Origin of the sequence: Pseudoalteromonas sp. SR44-2 (genome assembly GCF_014163745.1) — a bacterium.
Classification (GTDB): domain Bacteria; phylum Pseudomonadota; class Gammaproteobacteria; order Enterobacterales; family Alteromonadaceae; genus Pseudoalteromonas; species Pseudoalteromonas distincta.
Window position 1 is genome coordinate 83,916 of record NZ_JACJDW010000001.1, and the last position, 18,274, is coordinate 102,189.

Annotated in this window: 17 protein-coding genes; 4 read left to right on the plus strand and 13 right to left on the minus strand. The window is 39.8% G+C overall.

Annotated elements, in window-relative coordinates:
- The first annotated feature begins 93 nt into the window (after positions 1-93).
- On the plus strand, positions 94-1,104 hold the full coding sequence (gntR, locus tag H5115_RS00355; protein WP_182753010.1) for a gluconate operon transcriptional repressor GntR: 1,011 nt from the start codon (positions 94-96) through the stop codon (positions 1,102-1,104).
- An 81-nt stretch (positions 1,105-1,185) separates the two neighbouring features.
- Here gntR and gntU read toward each other — a convergent pair whose 3' ends face one another.
- Entirely contained in the window at positions 1,186-2,529 is a 1,344-nt protein-coding gene (gene gntU / locus H5115_RS00360; RefSeq protein WP_182753012.1) for a gluconate transporter, read from the minus strand.
- 150 nt (positions 2,530-2,679) lie between these two features.
- On the opposite strand from gntU, the gene H5115_RS00365 reads away from it, so the two are divergent.
- Positions 2,680-3,195 (plus strand): gluconokinase, encoded by a 516-nt coding sequence (locus H5115_RS00365; protein WP_182753014.1) that lies wholly within the window; start codon positions 2,680-2,682, stop codon positions 3,193-3,195.
- A 72-nt stretch (positions 3,196-3,267) separates the two neighbouring features.
- On the opposite strand, the gene H5115_RS00370 is transcribed toward H5115_RS00365, so the two are convergent.
- From H5115_RS00370 to hisG, 10 genes are all read right to left on the minus strand, one after another.
- On the minus strand, positions 3,268-3,456 hold the full coding sequence (locus H5115_RS00370; RefSeq protein WP_165723885.1) for a DUF1289 domain-containing protein: 189 nt from the start codon (positions 3,454-3,456) through the stop codon (positions 3,268-3,270).
- A gap of 1 nt (position 3,457) precedes the next feature.
- Positions 3,458-3,997: a hypothetical protein gene (locus H5115_RS00375; protein WP_182753016.1), complete on the minus strand. Its 540-nt coding sequence runs from the start codon at positions 3,995-3,997 to the stop codon at positions 3,458-3,460.
- A 108-nt stretch (positions 3,998-4,105) separates the two neighbouring features.
- Positions 4,106-4,720 carry a bifunctional phosphoribosyl-AMP cyclohydrolase/phosphoribosyl-ATP diphosphatase HisIE gene (hisIE, locus tag H5115_RS00380; protein WP_182753018.1) on the minus strand — a complete coding sequence of 205 codons (615 nt, stop codon included), beginning with the start codon at positions 4,718-4,720 and terminating at the stop codon, positions 4,106-4,108.
- On the minus strand, positions 4,711-5,490 hold the full coding sequence (gene hisF / locus H5115_RS00385; protein ID WP_002960269.1) for an imidazole glycerol phosphate synthase subunit HisF: 780 nt from the start codon (positions 5,488-5,490) through the stop codon (positions 4,711-4,713). Before hisF ends, hisIE begins: the two co-directional genes overlap by 10 nt.
- Positions 5,472-6,206 (minus strand): 1-(5-phosphoribosyl)-5-[(5-phosphoribosylamino)methylideneamino] imidazole-4-carboxamide isomerase, encoded by a 735-nt coding sequence (locus H5115_RS00390; RefSeq protein ID WP_002960267.1) that lies wholly within the window; start codon positions 6,204-6,206, stop codon positions 5,472-5,474. The genes hisF and H5115_RS00390 overlap by 19 nt, the downstream gene beginning before the upstream one ends.
- A gap of 33 nt (positions 6,207-6,239) precedes the next feature.
- Positions 6,240-6,830: an imidazole glycerol phosphate synthase subunit HisH gene (gene hisH / locus H5115_RS00395; protein ID WP_002960265.1), complete on the minus strand. Its 591-nt coding sequence runs from the start codon at positions 6,828-6,830 to the stop codon at positions 6,240-6,242.
- Positions 6,827-7,888: a bifunctional histidinol-phosphatase/imidazoleglycerol-phosphate dehydratase HisB gene (hisB, locus tag H5115_RS00400; protein ID WP_182753020.1), complete on the minus strand. Its 1,062-nt coding sequence runs from the start codon at positions 7,886-7,888 to the stop codon at positions 6,827-6,829. Before hisB ends, hisH begins: the two co-directional genes overlap by 4 nt.
- Positions 7,885-8,994 carry a histidinol-phosphate transaminase gene (hisC, locus tag H5115_RS00405; RefSeq protein WP_182753022.1) on the minus strand — a complete coding sequence of 370 codons (1,110 nt, stop codon included), beginning with the start codon at positions 8,992-8,994 and terminating at the stop codon, positions 7,885-7,887. The genes hisB and hisC overlap by 4 nt, the downstream gene beginning before the upstream one ends.
- A complete protein-coding gene (gene hisD, locus H5115_RS00410; protein WP_008138593.1) occupies positions 8,984-10,285 on the minus strand; it encodes a histidinol dehydrogenase in 1,302 nt (433 codons plus the stop codon). The genes hisC and hisD overlap by 11 nt, the downstream gene beginning before the upstream one ends.
- Positions 10,286-10,290: 5 nt before the next feature.
- Complete coding sequence (gene hisG, locus H5115_RS00415; RefSeq protein WP_002960257.1) at positions 10,291-11,190, minus strand: ATP phosphoribosyltransferase; 900 nt, start codon at positions 11,188-11,190, stop codon at positions 10,291-10,293.
- Positions 11,191-11,609: 419 nt separating this feature from the next.
- Between hisG and H5115_RS00420 the strand changes: the two genes are divergently transcribed.
- Positions 11,610-11,846, plus strand: coding sequence for a hypothetical protein (locus tag H5115_RS00420; RefSeq protein WP_002960256.1), 237 nt, complete (start codon positions 11,610-11,612; stop codon positions 11,844-11,846).
- 114 nt (positions 11,847-11,960) lie between these two features.
- Here H5115_RS00420 and H5115_RS00425 read toward each other — a convergent pair whose 3' ends face one another.
- Positions 11,961-13,814, minus strand: coding sequence for a cytochrome c/FTR1 family iron permease (locus H5115_RS00425; RefSeq protein ID WP_182753218.1), 1,854 nt, complete (start codon positions 13,812-13,814; stop codon positions 11,961-11,963).
- 283 nt (positions 13,815-14,097) lie between these two features.
- Entirely contained in the window at positions 14,098-15,381 is a 1,284-nt protein-coding gene (locus H5115_RS00430; RefSeq protein ID WP_182753024.1) for a sodium:proton antiporter, read from the minus strand.
- Between the two features lie 648 nt (positions 15,382-16,029).
- Between H5115_RS00430 and H5115_RS00435 the strand changes: the two genes are divergently transcribed.
- Positions 16,030-18,216 (plus strand): M4 family metallopeptidase, encoded by a 2,187-nt coding sequence (locus H5115_RS00435; protein ID WP_182753026.1) that lies wholly within the window; start codon positions 16,030-16,032, stop codon positions 18,214-18,216.
- Positions 18,217-18,274: the final 58 nt, after the last annotated feature.

Sequence of the window (18,274 nt, forward strand, 5' to 3'; positions counted from 1 at the left end):
TTTATTATTTTAACTTAAATAAAAATGGCTAAAAGTAGTGATTTTTCACAATAGTTGGTATGTTACAAGTAACATTTTATTTAATTGTGTGTGATGAAAAAAAACAAACGTTCTTCTCTTCAAGATATTGCCGATGCGGTTGGTGTAACCAAAATGACGGTGAGTCGTTATTTACGTAATCCGGAAAAAGTATCAGAGTCTACTCGCACTAAAATTAGTGCAGCTATTGATACGCTAGGTTACATTGCAAATAAAGCCCCTGATTTACTCTCTAATGCTAAAAGCTACTCTATTGGTGTACTAGTCCCATCGTTAACGAATCACGTGTTTGCTCAAGTTATAAAAGGCATTGAAGATGTAACAGGGCCTGCAGGGTATCAAACAATGTTAGCCCATTATGGTTATAACCCTGAAATTGAAGAAAAACGGGTTGAGTATCTATTGTCGTATCACGTTGATGGTTTAATTTTATCAGAAACCACACACACAGACAGAACGCTAAAAATGATTGAAACGTCAGGCGTACCTGTGATTGAAATAATGGATACGCATCACTCTCCTATGCAGCAAGCGATTGGTTTTGATAACGTTAAAGCCGCTTTTGATATGACGACGGCACTTTTAAATAAAGGCTATCGCAATATTGTTTATATAGGTGCAAGGCTCGATGTACGAACACGCCTAAAATTTCAAGGTTATTCAGATGCTATGTTAGCTAAAGGCTTTACGCCTAAAAGTGTGATGACTGATCAAGCTTCATCTTATAGTTTAGGCGCCGAACTTTTACAAAAAGCGCGTACTGACTACCCAAATACTGACTGTTTGTTTTGTACTAATGATGATTTAGCAATTGGGGCTATTTTTGAATGCCAGCGAAACAACATTTTAGTGCCTAGCCAAATGGGGGTTGTGGGTTTTCATGGTCATGATATTGGCCAAGCAATGGTGCCTCAATTAGCAAGTGTGATCACCCCTCGTTATCAGATAGGTAATGTTGCGGGAAGAGAGTTGTTGAGCCGGATTAATTCCGATTTGGATACTAGCATGAATTATAAGCAAGTAATTGATACTGGTTATATAGTTCATCTAGGTGAGAGTGTTTAAATACTTAAATTACCTGAGCCTAAATAACAAAAGGCTCAGGTAATTTTTATATGTGTGATGATAAATCTACGTACTGTAAATTTACAAAAACAGAGAAATAATCATAGCGACAAGTGCGCCAACAGTACCAATAATGGTTTCCATAACTGTCCATGTTTTAAGAGTTTGCATTTCGCTCAAACCGAGATAGCGACTCGCTAACCAAAATCCTGAGTCGTTTACATGGGAGAGCACAATAGAGCCCCCACCAATAGCGATGGTGACAGCGGCAAGCTGCGCTCCATCAAGGCCTAAAGGCTGAAGCATTGGAATAATTAAGCCACACGCTGTAAGCATAGCTACAGTCGCAGAGCCTTGAATAACCCGCACAGCGGCTGATAATACAAAAGCGAGTATTACAATCGGTAAGCCTGAGCCAGCTAAGTAATTACCTAGTGCCGTACCTACTCCTGAATCAACTAATACTTGTTTAAATACCCCACCGGCACCAGTGACAAGAATAATAATTCCTGCAGGTTGTAAGGCACTACCACAAATTTCCATGATTCTAGCATTAGGGACACCGCGCCTTGCACCGAGCAAATAAAATGCCATTAGGCAGGCAACTAAAATTGCTGTAAATGGATGACCTATAAAGGCTAACCAATTATATAAATCAGAGTCTTTTTCAACAAAGCGGCTACCAATAGTATTTAAACTAATCATAATTAACGGCAGAGCAATTAAACCTAATGCTAATCCAAAACTAGGCGCGCCTTTACCAACTCTTTGGTTATCGTCGATTTGTTCGTGTTTTGGGAGTTCTACATGAATAGATTTAGAAATAATAGAGCCCCAAATTGGACCTCCTATAATCATTGCCGGTATGGCAGCAATAAGGCCAAATAAAATCATATAACCATAGTCAGCGCCTAATTGAGAGGCAACCAAAATCGGCCCTGGCGCAGGAATAAGAAACGCCTGACAAGACGCTATTCCAGCAAGTAGCCCAATACCAATTTTAACAACGCTACCACCGCCTTTTCTTACCACAGCAAAAACAATACCGATTAAAAGTACAACGGCTACATCAAAAAAGAGGGGGAGGGCACAAATAAAGCCCGTAAAGGTAAGCGCCCAATTAGCGTTTTTTTCTCCAAAACGGTGTAAAAGTGTGTGGGCAATACGATCCAGCGCGCCGGTTTCTTCCATTACTTTGCCAAACATGGCGCCTAAAGCGACCACCACCGCTACAAAGCCAAGTGTTCCGGCCATTCCTTTTTGAATTGTAGCGGCAATTATTTCTGGGCTCATTCCTGAGAATAACCCTGCAATCATAGAAACAAGGATCAAAGAGACGACAGCATGTAGTCGTACTTTCATTACTAAAAAAAGCAATAAAAATATGGAGCCTACCGCTGTTAGTATTAATGATAAATCTGACATTTTTCCCTACTTATATTCAGTGTGAATTATGATGTTTAGTGTGTGTTTAACTTCACTTTCGTATTTGTTACGGGTAACATGTTACCCGTAACTCAATATAATATATACATTGAAAATAATTAATTATTAAATTAAGGCGAGGGGAAATACATGAGTAACACAAATGTAGGTCGTATTTATATTGTAATGGGGGTTTCAAGCACAGGAAAGTCAAGTGTGGGTGATGCATTAGCAAAGCGCATTGGCGCTAAATTTATCGACGGAGACGACTTACATCCCAAGGCTAATATATTAAAAATGTCATCTGGGCAGCCTTTAAATGATGCTGATCGTGTGCCTTGGCTCGAAAGAATACGTGATGCTGCATTTAGCATTGAAAAGAAAAATGAAGTCGCGGTAATAGTCTGCTCAGCATTAAAAAAGAAATACCGAGAACAAATATGTGATGGAAATACAGGCATTACCTTTTTACATCTTTTTGGTGATTTTGAGCTGGTTAAAAGCCGTATGCAGGACAGAAAAGGACATTTTATGCCTGTTGATTTACTCAAAAGCCAATTTGAAGCGCTAGAAGTTCCAAAAGAAGATGAGCCCAATGTTATAAATATAGATATTAATAACTCATTTGAGCAAGTAGTCGAAAGCTGTATTAGCGCAACTAAATGAATAGCCACAACAAGTAAAAAGTTTTTAGTTAATCAATTAACTGTTACTTTTAACATTTAAAGGCTTTATTTGTTATGAGTTAGCGTCTGCTCGTGGTGTTTCTAAAATCGCTTTTTTTTCATCTTCAGATAATATTATCCAATCAAAAATTTCTTCGTTAGTACGCCCACAACCGGTGCAGTAACCGCTGCGCCTTTCGCATATTCCTAGGCAATCAGTTTTAAATTTAGATTGTTTTTTGTTTTGATTTAATTGGCGCATATTAAAGTCCTAGTGGTGGTGCAATTTCAAAGCGAGAAGAAAACCCGTTACCTTCTTGATTAGTAGCAAGTGTAATGACTGGGGTTTTAGTATCAAGTACAAAGGTGCTGTAAATTGAACTTGCTGTTTCTTTTTGGCTTTCCAACCAACCTGTTTTGGTTAAGCATTGGCGTAATTGCTTAGCCAGTTTTTGATGAGACTTTATTGTTTGCGTTTGTGTTTTAACAGGTGTTTGGCATTGGTAGCTTGCTTGCTCTGACTTATTTAAAGTAACCGTACAGTTTGCTCCAATCATATGAGCACTAGTACGCCATTGATTAGTAAACTGGTTATTTACTTTATCTGTTTTGATTGAATTAAAACCAGACTCATAACTGCTTATAAGGTTATTTATGGTGCTGCATTCATCGAGTGTTACTGTGGTTTTTACAGACTGATTCGTTGTAGTAGTAGTGGTTGTTGTAGTTGTAGTCTGATTAGTTTTGCTGGTACAGCCCGCTAAAATAAACGCGACAATAGAAGGAATAATATAGTTTTTCATAGTTCACAGTAACCGATTAATTTAGCCACGCACTATATCACACGTGATTTACTGTAAAAATAAAAAGGCCCATATAAATATGAGCCTCTTTGTTAGTTACAACTAATGCTATTTATGGCGACCTTGCAAGCATTTAACTACATCTTCAAGGGCTAAGCCTTGGCGTTGTAGCAATACTGTCAGGTGATAAATTAAATCAGCAGATTCGTTTGTTAGCTCATCGTTATCGTGTTTCATAGCGGCAAGGGCAACTTCTACGCCTTCTTCACCTACTTTTTGACAACTACGGCTTAAGTCTTTTGCAAATAATGAGGCAGTGTAGCTTTTTTCAGGGTCGTCATTTTTACGCGCAACAATCACATCTTCTAACTGTGCTAAAAAGCTTAAACTTGGTTTTGCTTCATCACCAAAACAGCTTTGTGTGCCTAAATGGCACGTAGGGCCTTCTGGGTTGGCAAGTACTAAAATTGAATCGTAGTCACAATCGGTATGCACAGATACTACGTTTAAGTAGTTTTCTGATGACTCGCCTTTAGTCCATAAACGCGATTTTGAACGCGAGTAAAACGTTACCTTATTGGTATCAAGGGTAACAGCGAGTGCTTCGCTGTTCATAAAGCCTTGCATTAAAATAACACCCGAGCGGGCATCTTGAACAATAGCAGGGATCATGTCGCTTTTAGCGAAATCGACTTGAGCTTGGTTTTGTTGTGTTACTTGCATAATCTTGCTGCCACTTGGTTATCTGTTAAAAATTGTTTTAGTTCGCCAATGTTAATCACATTTTTATGAAAAACGCTGGCGGCTAGTGCACCATCTACTTTGCTTTGTTTAAATACATCAACAAAATCTTGCATACTACCTGCACCGCCAGAGGCGATTAAAGGAATGTCACACAGCTCGCGAATTTTACTGAGTTGCTCGTTATCGTAACCGTTACGAACGCCATCTTGGTTCATACAGTTTAATACAATTTCGCCTGCTCCTAAATCTTGTACGCGTTTAACCCATTCTTGTGTTTTATAACGCGTACGGCTTGATGCATTAGGATCGCCGGTTAATTGGTAAACTAAATACTCGCCGGTAATTTCATCAAAAAAGCTATCAATACCTACAACAACACATTGCTTACCAAACTCATCGTGTAATTCTTTAATAAGTTCAGGACGCGCAATAGCAGGGCTGTTAATGCTTATTTTATCAGCACCGCGCTCAAGTACCCGCGCTGCATCAGCCACTGATTTAATACCGCCCGCTACACAAAATGGAATGTCGATATTGCGTGCAATGCTCTCTACCCAGTTTACATCAAGTAGGCGTTTTTCAACGCTTGCGCTGATTTCGTAAAAAACTAGTTCATCGGCGCCAGCTTCGCTATAGGCTTTAGCCATTGTTAAAATATCGCCAACTATTTCATGGCCTTTAAACTTAACGCCTTTAACTACTTGGCCGTCTTTAACGTCTAAACACGGGATTATGCGTTTTGATAACATGCCAATGCCTCCTCAACGCTAAATGCGCCATCAAGCAATGATTTACCTAAAATAACGCCGCCCACACCAAGCTCTTTAAGCTTTTTAATGTCATCTAGTGAGCTTACGCCACCTGAGGCTTGCACTTTAATTGTGCTGTTATGGCGAGTTAGATCTTCGTAAAGCTCAAACGATGGACCCGTCATCGTGCCATCCTTACTGATGTCCGTACATAAAAAATCAATAACACCTAAGCTTACATAAAAATCTACCAGCTCAAGTAAACCAAATTCAGATTCACTTAACCAACCGTGCGTAGCAGGTGCCCAGCCCGTGGCTGTTTTATTTACATCAAGAGCAATTACAAAATGCTCTGCACCAAATTGCTCAATCCAGGCTTTTACTTGTTCGCGTTTTTCTACTGCCATTGAACCAATAACAACTTGGTTTGCACCGGCTTTTAGCCAATCACTTACATCTTGCTCTGAGCGAATACCGCCGCCCACTTGATACGGTACATTAAGTGCTTTGGTTGCAGCTTGAATATGTTTCCACTGCTTTTTACTTGGATCGCGTGCACCTTCTAAATCCACAAGGTGTAGTTTACCTGCGCCACTGTCGGCGTATTCTTTTAAACGCGCGCCAAGTTCGAAAGGGTAAAACTGTGCTGTGTCGTATTTACCTTGGTACAAGCGCACAATTTGATTTTGTAATACGTCTAATGCTGGAATAATCACAAATAATCTCTTTTTTGTTAGTTAATGGGCAGCTTATAACTGCCAATCAACAAAATTTTGTAATAAACGTGCGCCAACTTTTGCGCTGCGCTCTGGGTGAAATTGCATGCCTGCGTAATTGTCTTTAGCAACAATGGCTGAAAAGGTTTGACCATATTCGCCGCTCACTAGTGTGGCGTCGTTGACGGTGTGCGCAAAGCTGTGAACAAAATACACTTGCTCATCAAGCGTTAGCCCTTTAGTTAATGCATGCTCTTTGTTAACGCTTAAGTTATTCCAACCCATATGCGGCGACGTTAAATTGCCTACATCAAGCGCTTTTACTTGCCCTGGTATTTTACCTAGGCACTGTACGTTACCTTCTTCGGTGCTTTCGCACAGTAACTGCATACCTAAACAAATGCCCATAAGCGGGCGCTGGTATTCATTTATAGCTTGTTGCCAGCCGTTATCTACTAGGCGTTTCATAGCAACCGACGCGTGACCTACACCTGGCAATATAGCGCGCTCAAAACCCGCTAATTGCTCTGGTGAAGTAATAACTGTTGGCGTTTGGCCTAAGCGTTCAAACGCAAAGCGTACTGAATTTATATTGGCACAACCGGTATTAATTATGGCAATCATAAACATCCCTTAGAGCTGGCTGTTTGTTGGGTCGTGTCTTGTGCCACTGCCATACGAAGAGCACGTGAAAACGCCTTAAATAAGCCTTCTACTTGGTGATGACAGTTACCGTCGCTTACCGATAAAATAAGGCTAATAGCGGCGTTATCACTCAAGCTTTTGAAAAAGTGCTCAACCATTTGCACGTCTAAGTCGCCTGCTTTTTCGCGGCTAAAGTTAGCGTTTAATACAAATGATGCACGGCCCGATAAATCAATTTGTGCTTCAGCTTTACACTCGTCCATAGGGAGCGCAAAACCATAGCGTGCAATTTGCGATTTAGTGCCAAGCGCTTGTTTAAGTGCGACACCAAGAGCAATACCAATGTCTTCAACAAGGTGGTGCTCGTCTATGTGTAAATCGCCTTTGGCTTTAATGTTTAAACCAATGTTTGCGTGGGTGCGAATTTGATCAAGCATGTGATCAAAAAAGCCAAGTCCGGTGTCTATGCTGCCATTTTTAGTTTGATCTAGGTTTATGGCTACATCAATTTGGGTTTCTTTAGTGTTGCGTGTAACACGACCTTCGCGGTTTGCGGTAGTCAATTTTGTCACTATCGCACTCCAATCGCCTTCGTATAAAATACCTTCACAACATAAGTTTTGAGCAAGGCCAATATCGGTCTGGCGATCGCCAATAACAAAAGAGCGCGCTAAGTCTACTTTGCCAGAGCGCATAAGCTCGGTAAGTAAGCCCGTTTTAGGTTTACGGCAATCACAGTTTTGCTCGTCAAAGTGTGGGCAAATTAATACTTCGTCAAAGCTAATGCCTTGGCTTTGCATTATGTCCATCATTTTGTCTTGTGCTATGTCAAAATCAGCAGTAGGAAAGCTATCTGTGCCTAAACCATCTTGGTTAGACACCATTACTAAACGGTAACCTGCGGCTTGTAATTGTAATAACGCAGGAATAACACCAGGTAAAAATGCTAGCTTTTCAAGGCTATCTACCTGTTTGTCGGTAATTGGCTCTTCAATAATAGTGCCGTCGCGGTCTATAAATAAATAGGGGTTACTCATGATACTTCGTTTCCTGCTAAAGATGCTGCGGTAGCCGGCGTTTGTAAGCCATCTAACCAAATTTTTACTTGTTCAAGTTCTTGTTCACTGCCAATTGAAATTCGTAGCCAGTCGTCTTCACCGTATAGTGTAAAAGCGCGCATAACCAAACCTTGCTCAAGTGCAATTTTAAAGTAGTTTTTATCGGCTAATTTTAAAGTAACAAAGTTACCTTCACCAGTGAGAATTTTTAATGCAGCAGGGGAGGCGTTTAGCCAATCTACCAACTTAGCTTTTAAGCTATTTAAAATAGTAACTTGGCGGCGCATTGATGTAATTGCATCGGGTGCAATTGCTTGTGCTGCAATATTTGCTACAACACCTGATACCGGATACGGCGCAATGACTTTACGAATTGGCGCTAGTGTTGCTGCTTGTGCAAGCGTAAAGCCCGTTCTGAGCCCTGCTAGCGCAAAGGCTTTAGAAAGCGTACGCAAAACCACTACATTACTAAACTCATTAATAAGTTTTGTGGCGCTTTGCTCTGGGCAAAACTCTATATAGGCTTCGTCAACAATAACCAGTGCTTTACCCATAAGTGCTGTTGAAATCGCTTTTACTTTATCAAGTGGTGTTAGGCTGCCCGTTGGATTATTTGGGTTACAAATAAATACCAGTTTTGAGCTGCCAACAGCTGCAACTATTTCGTCAGCACTGCCATTTAATAATAATTCTTGGGTAAGCGCGTTAATACTAACATTGTGTGTATCGGCGGTAACTTTGTACATACCGTAGGTTGGTAAAAATAGCGCAATACTATCTTTAGCTGGCTCACAGTATGTGCGCACTAAAAGCTCAATGCCTTCATCTGCGCCGCGCGTCATTAATACATTTTCGCTTTCAAGATCTGTATAAGCGGCGTAACGGTCAATAACCAGTTGCGGTTGTGGGTCGGGGTAGCGATTTAAATCCTCAATACTCAGTTCAAGGTTTTTAGCATACGGGCTTTCGTTAGCATTTAGCCACGTAGTACCGGTTAGCTTTTCACTTTTTGCAGAGCTGTATGCAGCAAGGGCTGCAATATTCTTAGGTAATAAGCTAGACGCTTGTGCGCTCTCATTGCTCATTTTTAATTGCCTCTAAACGAATTGAAACCGCATTAGCGTGGGCATCAAGGCCTTCTGCATCTGCAAGTGGTAAAATTGCTTTTGAAAGCTGTGTTAAACCACTTTTAGTAATTGTTTGCACTGTGTATGTACGAAAAAAATCAAGCAAGTTTAAACTCGAGTAAGTTGCACTGTAACCATATGTTGGTAACACGTGGTTAGTACCCGATGCGTAATCGCCTGCAGATTCTGGTGTGTAGTCACCTACAAATACTGAGCCTGCATTTTTAACTTTATCTAGATAAGGTGTTGCAGCGCCTAGTTGTAAAATTAAGTGCTCTGGGCCGTATTGCGCCGATACGTCAAATGCTTGCTCAACTGAATCAACCAAAATAAGTGAAGAATTAGCGAGCGCTTGCTCGGCTGTTTCTTTGCGGCTCAAATTAGCTAATTGGCGTGTAAGTGCCTGCTGAGTTTGTTCTATAATACTTTCGCTGTTACATAGTAAAATAACTTGCGAGTCTGCGCCGTGCTCTGCTTGTGAGAGTAAATCGGCGGCTATAAATTCTGGGTTTGCACGTTCATCTGCAATAACTAATACTTCAGAAGGACCTGCTGGCATATCAATTGCCATACCTGGAATAGTTTGCGCAACGAGCTGTTTAGCCATTGTTACGAAGCTATTACCTGGGCCAAAAATTTTGTTTACTTTAGGAACCGATTCGGTGCCATAAGCCATTGCTGCAATTGCGCCTGCGCCACCACTTTCTATCAAAGTAGTAATGCCACATAACTTAGCTGCATATAAAATAGCAGGGTTAATTGCTTTGTCACCCTGTACCGGCGTAGCAAGTACAACGGTTTTAGCGCCGCTCAACTGTGCTAATACACCTTGCATAATAACCGACGATGGCAGTGGAGCACTGCCACCGGGTACATAAATACCGACTGCTTCGATGGCTTGATATTTCAGTTCACATACAACGCCTGGTTGGGTTGATAATTTAATATCTTTTGGCAACTGCGCTTCGTGAAAACGTTTAACATTTGCATAAGCGGTGTCAATTGCGTATTTAAGCTCAGCACTTAGTGCTTGCTCAGATGCGTTAATTTCATCTAGCGGTACGCGCAAACGTGGGTTAGCTCTATTATCAAACTCTTTGGCCATGCTAAGTAAGGCCTCATCGCCTTGCTCTTTTACATTAGCTAAAATTGTTTTGCATATTGCTTCAACCTTTGCGCTTACAGAAACTGCAGGGCGCATTAGCGCCGCTGCTTGTACTTGTGAAGATTCCTCATTCCAACGAAGCATGGTACTTACTCCATCATTTTTTCAATTGGCATAACTAAAATAGAGTTAGCGCCTAGGGCTTTTAACTGCTCCATTGTTTCCCAAAATAATGTTTCGCTGCTTACCATGTGCAGTGCTACGTATTCCTCATTACCCGCAAGGGCAAGTAGAGTCGGTTGACCAGAACCAGGTAAAATTTCACAAATTTCATCAAGTTTGTTTTTTGGTGCGTGTAGCATGATGTATTTGCTTTCTTTAGCTTGTCTAACACCACGTAGGCGCGGCATAAGCTTATTGATTAGTGCTAGTTTGTCAGCGTCTTGCAGATCTTTATTTTGAATTAAACATGCGTTTGATTCTAAAATTGTATCACCTTGAATTAAGCCGTTAGCTTCAAGTGTTGCGCCAGTAGATACTAAATCACAAATTGCATCAGATAAACCTGCACGTGGTGCTACTTCAACAGAGCCAGTAAGCATTACTGTACTTGCGTTGATGCCTTCGCGCTTTAACCACTGAGTTAAAATTTCTGGGTAGGTAGTTGCAATACGTTTACCTTCAAACCAGCTCTTATCGCGAGCGCCTAGCTCTTGTGGCCATGCAAGTGCAAGACGACAGTAACCAAAATCTAGTTTTGAAAGTTTGTTTACTTCGCTTGGAACACCTTGGCGTTCACGTTCTGCTTGAACTTCTACTAGTACGTTTTCGCCAACAATACCTAAATCACATACACCGTCCATTACTAAACCAGGAATATCGTCATCGCGCACACGTAGTACGTCAATTGGCATATTAGTTGAGTGTGCAATTAAGCGTTGTTCACGAAGGTTAAGTTTAACACCTAACTGTTTTAACAGATCTTGACAATCTTTAGATAGGCGGCCGCCTTTTTGGATGGCGATACGTAGACGATTTGTGTTACTCATTGTTCATTTTCCTTTAATTTAAAAACTAAAAACCCCGAGGGGAACCTCAGGGCGAAAATGAATCAATGTTTTTTGAATCGCCAGAGGTTCCTTTTAGGAATAACCTCTCAGCGAAAGACCTGACAGGTTATTCCGGTGAATGGTGGTGATGATGTACTGTTGTCAGGTTTAAGCGCATTTTTTATCCTATGTAACTGCTCGTTGTTATAGTAACGTTCAGTTGTTATCTGTTTAAATAAATTTCGCATTCATAAAAACATAAACAGCGATATTATGGCAAGTTTTTTTTAGCTTAATTAAAGCATATCTTATAACTGTCGATAATATTAAGAAGGAAAGTGCAATTTTTGCATATATTTGTTTGTTTATTAGCCAAACCAAGCGTTTAGATAATTTAACAGTAAACTAAGGAAGTGTGTATGGATATCATGATTCCTTATTTAGGAAGAATAACCAGGCTAGAAGTTGAGTCAAAAAGTGCTTTTCATATTGCGGGTGTGCAAAGTGGATCGGCCGCTGAAAAAGTGGAGCTAGAGAATAAAAAAAGGCGTGAGTTACAAAAAAAGAAAAAGCTCAATATGCTTGACGACCAAAATAGTAAAAAAAAGTCTAACGTAGATGATGACGAAAACCCCCATTTAGATACATGGGCTTGATAATACCAATTTTACTAAATACATAAGCAATTAACTAAAAAGGCCCTTGCGGGCCTTTTTACTATGTATTTTGCTTATGCCAATTAGCTTAAACTCTTAAGCAGATAGGCATTACTATTGGTTTTTGCTTTTAAATATATAAAAGCTAAATATAGCGAACACGCATACCTGAGCTACAATACCTTGCCATGTTGACTTAATACCAAGCCATGCTATTTCAAAGCTCATTGGTAGCGGGGCAATACCTATTATATCGGCCTCTTGTAATGCAATAACGGCTTTGCCCATAAGCACAAACGAGAGTGCGAATAATAGGTAAGTGGTAATTGCAAAAAACTTAGCAACCGGTAATTTAATTGAGTACTTAATTAATACCCACGTAATAATAGCCAGTATTGCTACAGCTATCGCAAAACCCGATGCAATAGATGAATATTGAGCAGGCGAGCTTTGCGTTAATAAAGACTGATAAAACAATACGGTTTCGAATACTTCTCGGTACACGGCAATAAAAGAAAGCCCCGCTAATCCCCAAAGTGTTCCCGACTCAAGACGCTTATCTATATTGTCTTTTATATATTTTTGCCATTGTTGCGCACTTGTTTTACTGTGCATCCATACGCCAACATACAGTAAGATTACAGCGGCAAACAATGCACCAGCACCTTCCATAACTTCGCGACTTGCACCACTTATTTCTATTAATGTTTGCGCAGCAGCCCATGTTAAGCCACCGGCAATAAGTGCTGTTACCCAACCAATATGTACATATTTAAGCGCATCTTGACGTTTCGTTTTAATAAGCACAGTCATAAGGGCAATAATAACTAAGAGTGCCTCTAAGCCTTCTCGCAGTAATATTATTAAACTAGCAGAAAGTAGAGCGCCATCAGTTAGCTTGGTTTCGTTTAGCATGCTATCTGCTTTAGCGAGTTGTGTTAGTGCGGCATTTACTTTTTCGGCAACGACGGCTGTATCTTTTTCGTTTTTGAATGTTTGGCGTAGGTTCATCAGTTGTACTTCGATGTTTTTACGCAGTGTTTCGTCGTAGGCATTTAAGTTGTTTTCAACAAGCTCAAAGCCATCTAAGTATGCGCTAATTGCTAAATCACTTGCTTGTGAGTAATTGCCTTTAGCATGCGCAGCTTGCGCTGCAAGTAACTGCGTGCGAGTAACTGTTATCGGATTTTTGTTAGCGCTAAATAATAGCTCTGGATTACCACGAAGCCATTTAACGTAATGTGCTTGTGCTTCACTTTGACCTGCCGATAATTGTGCAGGGTTTAGGTTTACAATCTGCGAAGCGGTAATGTTTTGTTCTACATTTTGTGGTTTTTGAACATCTTTAAATGCCAAGCTACCTACATAAAAAGCTAAAGACCATCGTTGTTGTTCATTAAATTGGGTAAAAGCAACCATAGGCGTGTCGTCAATGCCGTTACTTACAGCGTCAAATAACCCCATTAATGAGCGGTTTGTTGCGCGTTCTTCATCGGTAAAGTTGGTAGGCTCTGGCGATAAATTTTTTGCAAGCGGGCCGTCGCCTTGACCACTAGGGCCGTGACACATTGAGCAGTTAGTAGCAAAAAGCGCTTTAGTTTGCTCAACCGGAAGCAGCGATGTAGGTAATGATAGTTGTGGCATAAAGGTAAGCAGCGACTCACGAAGCGCTGAGCTTGCTGCACGTACATTGGCAACACTCGCTTTATTAGCAATCGCTGTATGCAGTGCTTTAGCTTGTGCCTTTACTGTATCAAACTCATTGGTTTGGCTTGATAGCTGTCCAGCTTGTTCAATAATGACGTGCGAAAATTCAGTCATTTCTTGATATTCGTCGGGGTCTAGTATTTCACCATTTCCAACAGCTGCCACGTAATCTACACCTACATACTCTGCAAGCTGTGCAATTTGTTTTATTTTTGTTTGCTCATTAGGTGAGGCCGACACATTAAAGCTTGCCATAGCCATTATAAAAAGCACAAAAAAACAATGAAATTGTCGTTTGCCCAGAGAGACCAAATTTAAAAACACGTGAGAATTATTTTTGGACATTGAAAAGCCCTACAGAGGAAAAGCCAAAATTATAATTGTTTTCATTTGCATTTCAAGCGGATTAATTTAAACAAAGAAGATAAATAAAAAGGATAACAATTTATAAAACTTTAAAGTGTTTTTGTAACACGTGAGTAACAGTAACCAAGTGATTTATATAATAACTTGGTTACTGAGTTGATTGCTCACAAAGCATTTATTACTTTGCTTGCTCAGCTGACTTAATGCTGCTTTGAATAAGCGGCGAAATAGTTAAGCCTTGTACAATAATAGAAAATATAACCACAACGTAGGTAACAATAACGATTAGGTTATGTAGGTCAGAGCCGCCTACAAAAACTTGCTCGCGTGGGATTGCTGCCGCCATTGCCAGTGCAAGACCACCGCGTAGCCCACCCCAGGTTAAAATTTTAACACTGTGTTTATCGTAACTTCTAAAGCGTTTAAAGATAACAAAGGGTGCGCCTACACTAATAAAGCGTGCTAGTAATACTGCAGGTACCATTAGTAAGCCTAAGCCAATTTCCCCGATTGTAATAGGCATAGTCACAATTAGCATACCTATTATTAAAAACAGTAGGGCATTTAAAAAGCTATCGGTTGCATGCCAAAAATCTTTTACGTAACGAGTATCTTCAGGCCCCGTGCGCTCTGTTGCTTTAGTACGAGTAATGTTACCCATTAATATGCCGCTCGTTACCATGGCAAGTGCGCCTGATATTTCCCAAATATTTGCAGCAGCAAAACCTGCGGTAGGAATAGTTAAGGTTATCAATAAGCGAATGTTTACATCGCGGCTGTTAATAATTAAAAAGTGGCCAACCAAAGCGATAACCAAACCAAACGCAATGCCGCCTAGGGCGTCTACAAAAAAGAGTTCTGCTATATCGCCAAATTGTGCATCGGTGCCATAAAAAGCAACCGAAAAAATGGTCGTAAATATTACTAAACCAATACCGTCGTTAAATAGCGACTCACCTTCTACTTGAACTGAGATTCCTTCTGGCGCTCGCATTTGTTTAATAATAGCAAGTACAGCAATAGGGTCGGTTGGGCTAATAAGCGCGCCAAATAATAAACAGTATATAAACGGTACATCAAAGCCAAATAAGGCAAATAGATAAAAACTTAAATAACCGACTATAAAAGTGGAAGCAATAGTAGAAAATAGCACTAGTGCGGTTATTTCCCAGCGCTGTTTACGAAGCGCCATAAGGTTAATTTCCAATGCGCCAGCATAAAGTAAAAATCCGAGCATACCTTTGAGTAATAACTCGTTAAAGTTAATACTGGAAACAATTTGGGTCATGGCTAACGCATTTTGATCGCCTAATAATTTAACGGCAATAATCAATAATAAAGAAATAACAACTGAGCCTGTAGTAATGGCAATTGTAGTTTGCATTTTGAGGATATATTGGTTTGCAAAAGCAATAAAAATTGCAATGGCAGAGAGAAAACAAATGAGATACCAAGCATTCATTGGCTAACCTTACTATTTTTTTAACGACAAACGAAAAAGGGGAGTATAAACGCGGCATATGGTACTCCTGTGCTTTATCTGTGTCACAGTCTTTATGGTTTGATTAGCTATATTTATTATGTCCTGCAGGACATTTAGTTAATTTATAATTTCTATTGTTACGTTTTGTAATGCACTTTTTAATACTAGGTTACTTGGTGCAGGTAGTTGACTAAACCAATATAAAACATTGCTCTAAATAGTCCTTTTCTATTGTCGAAAGCGCTCCTTCTAATATGTACTTAAATGTTTTTAACTGCGTTAATTACCACTCTCTGTTAATCAAAAAATAAAACTCTATTTTTTGTTTTCACCAGCCATTTTTTAAACTTCTTCAATTTTTTCTAATCCTTTTTTAAATACTGGCTAATGTAATTTTAAGTAAATATATGTTTACAAAATGTAAAGTGAGATTTTGATTACTTGTCATTAAATCAGTAACTAACTGTAATTGAATAGTTTAAATTTTAAACTAATACTTTACGTGTAAATTAAATGTTTAATTTTTAAATCTTCAATTTGTAACATATGCTTGATCCTTAATCGGGTACAGGTGGTTCCGGTTAATACAATTCCACTACAAACTAAATATTTTAACGGAGCGTAAACGTGAATTTATCAAAAATCACATTAGCAACTTTTGCTGCTTTAACTTTTGTTCAAGCAACAGATGCAGTAGCTGCGAATAAGAAATACCTAAATCAACAACCGGCTATAAATACTATGGTGCAATCAAACTCTGCATCAATATTATCTACAAGTCCTCAAGAATTGATTGGGTTGAGTGTAAGGAACGAATTAGTTGTATTAAAAGAGTTTACAAGCAATAACGGGGAGGTGACTCGCCGGTATCAACAAACCTACCAGGGGTTACCCGTGATAGGGGATACACTAAGCTTAACATTTAAAAACGGCATGCTAAAAAAAGCGCACGGCGCGGCAGTGTATGACATTGAAGGTGATATAAGCGATGTTAGTGCTAAATTATCAGCTAAACAGGCGATGCTCCAAAGCCAAAATGTGGGTATTGCAGCAAAAACAATTGGCTTAAAAAAACATAATGAAAAATCAAGATTGGCTATTTGGGTCGATCAGCAAAGCAAAGCGCACTTGGTTTATGAGGTGTCGTATGTCACCTATGGTAAATCGCCTTCTAGACCCTATCAGATTATTGATGCTAACTCTGGCGAAGTGCTGCTTAGCTTTGACAATCTTCAGCATGCAGATGCTACAGGTCCAGGTGGAAATTTAAAAACAGGAAAATACATATATGGTACTGACTTTGATAGTTTAGATGTTACCCAGTCAGGCAATAACTGTACGATGAACAACACAAACGTGCGCACCATAAACCTCAACGGTGGTACTAGTGGTACGTCTGCATATTCTTTTACTTGTCCTGAAAATACATTTAAAGAAATAAATGGTGCTTATTCTCCTCTCAATGATGCGCATTATTTTGGAAATGTAATTTTTAATATGTATAACGATTGGATCGGTACGCCACCACTTACGTTTCAATTAAAAATGCGAGTTCACTACAGTAGTAACTATGAAAATGCATTTTGGGATGGCAGCGCCATGACCTTTGGTGATGGCCAAAATACGTTTTATCCGCTTGTTAGTCTAGACGTGTCTGCTCATGAGGTAAGCCATGGATTTACTGAACAAAACTCTGGCTTAGTGTACAGCGGAAAATCAGGCGGTTTAAATGAAGCCTTTTCTGATATGGCGGGTGAAGCGGCCGAATTTTATATGAAAGGCACTAATGATTGGCTAGTCGGCCAAGACATATTTAAAGGCAATGGTGCGCTTCGCTACATGAATAATCCAACGCAAGATGGTAATTCAATAGATAACCAATCAAGTTATTATTCTGGGATGGATGTGCACCATAGCTCTGGTGTATTTAATAAAGCTTTTTATAATTTGGCTACCACACCCGGTTGGGATACAAAAAAAGCATTTATTGTAATGACTAGAGCTAATCAGCTTTATTGGAGCGCAAGTACAAATTGGGATTTAGCCGGTAATGGCGTAATGGATGCAGCTTGTGATTTAAACTATGAACCAAGTGATGTACAAGCAGCGCTAAGTGCTGTGGGAGTAAACTCTAATTTAAGTTCAGGTAGCACGTGTAGCTCAACACCTCCTCCAACTAACGATGAAGCTTTAACTAATGGCGTAACTCGTACTGGTATAAGTGGCTCAGCTAAAGAGCAGTTGTTTTTTACGCTAGAGGTTCCTGCTGGAGCAAGTAATTTAGTGTTTAATACAAATGGTGGATCAGGCGATGCTGATCTTTATGTACAATTTGGATCAAAACCAACGTTAAATAACTTTGATTGTAAAAGTACCACTTCATCAAGTACTGAGAGCTGTTTAATTAGTAATGTTCAAAGCGGAACTTACTACGTGATGGTAGAGGCATGGAATGCAATTTCTGGGGTTTCTCTAACGGGTAGCTTTGATGGCAGTAATGGGGGCGATGTTACTCCTATCAATGTAACTGAAACTAATGTGAGTGTTGGTGCGGGTTCGTGGACGCGGTTTACACAAACATTAAATGAGGGTTATTCATCACTTGATGTTTCTATATCTGGTGGAAGTGGTGATGCTGATTTGTATGTAAATTATGGAGCAGCATCAAGTACGGGGACATACCTTTGTCGCCCATATAAAAATGGTAATAGTGAAAGCTGTACCTTTGATGCTCCTCAAGCGGGCACTTGGTATATAGACTTACGTGGTTATAGCTCTGCAAGTGGTGTAACGCTTAGTATTTCAGCAAATTAAACCTACTTTTAGGGAGCAATAGCTCCCTTTCTTTTAAAGTTGTATTTAATAACAAGGA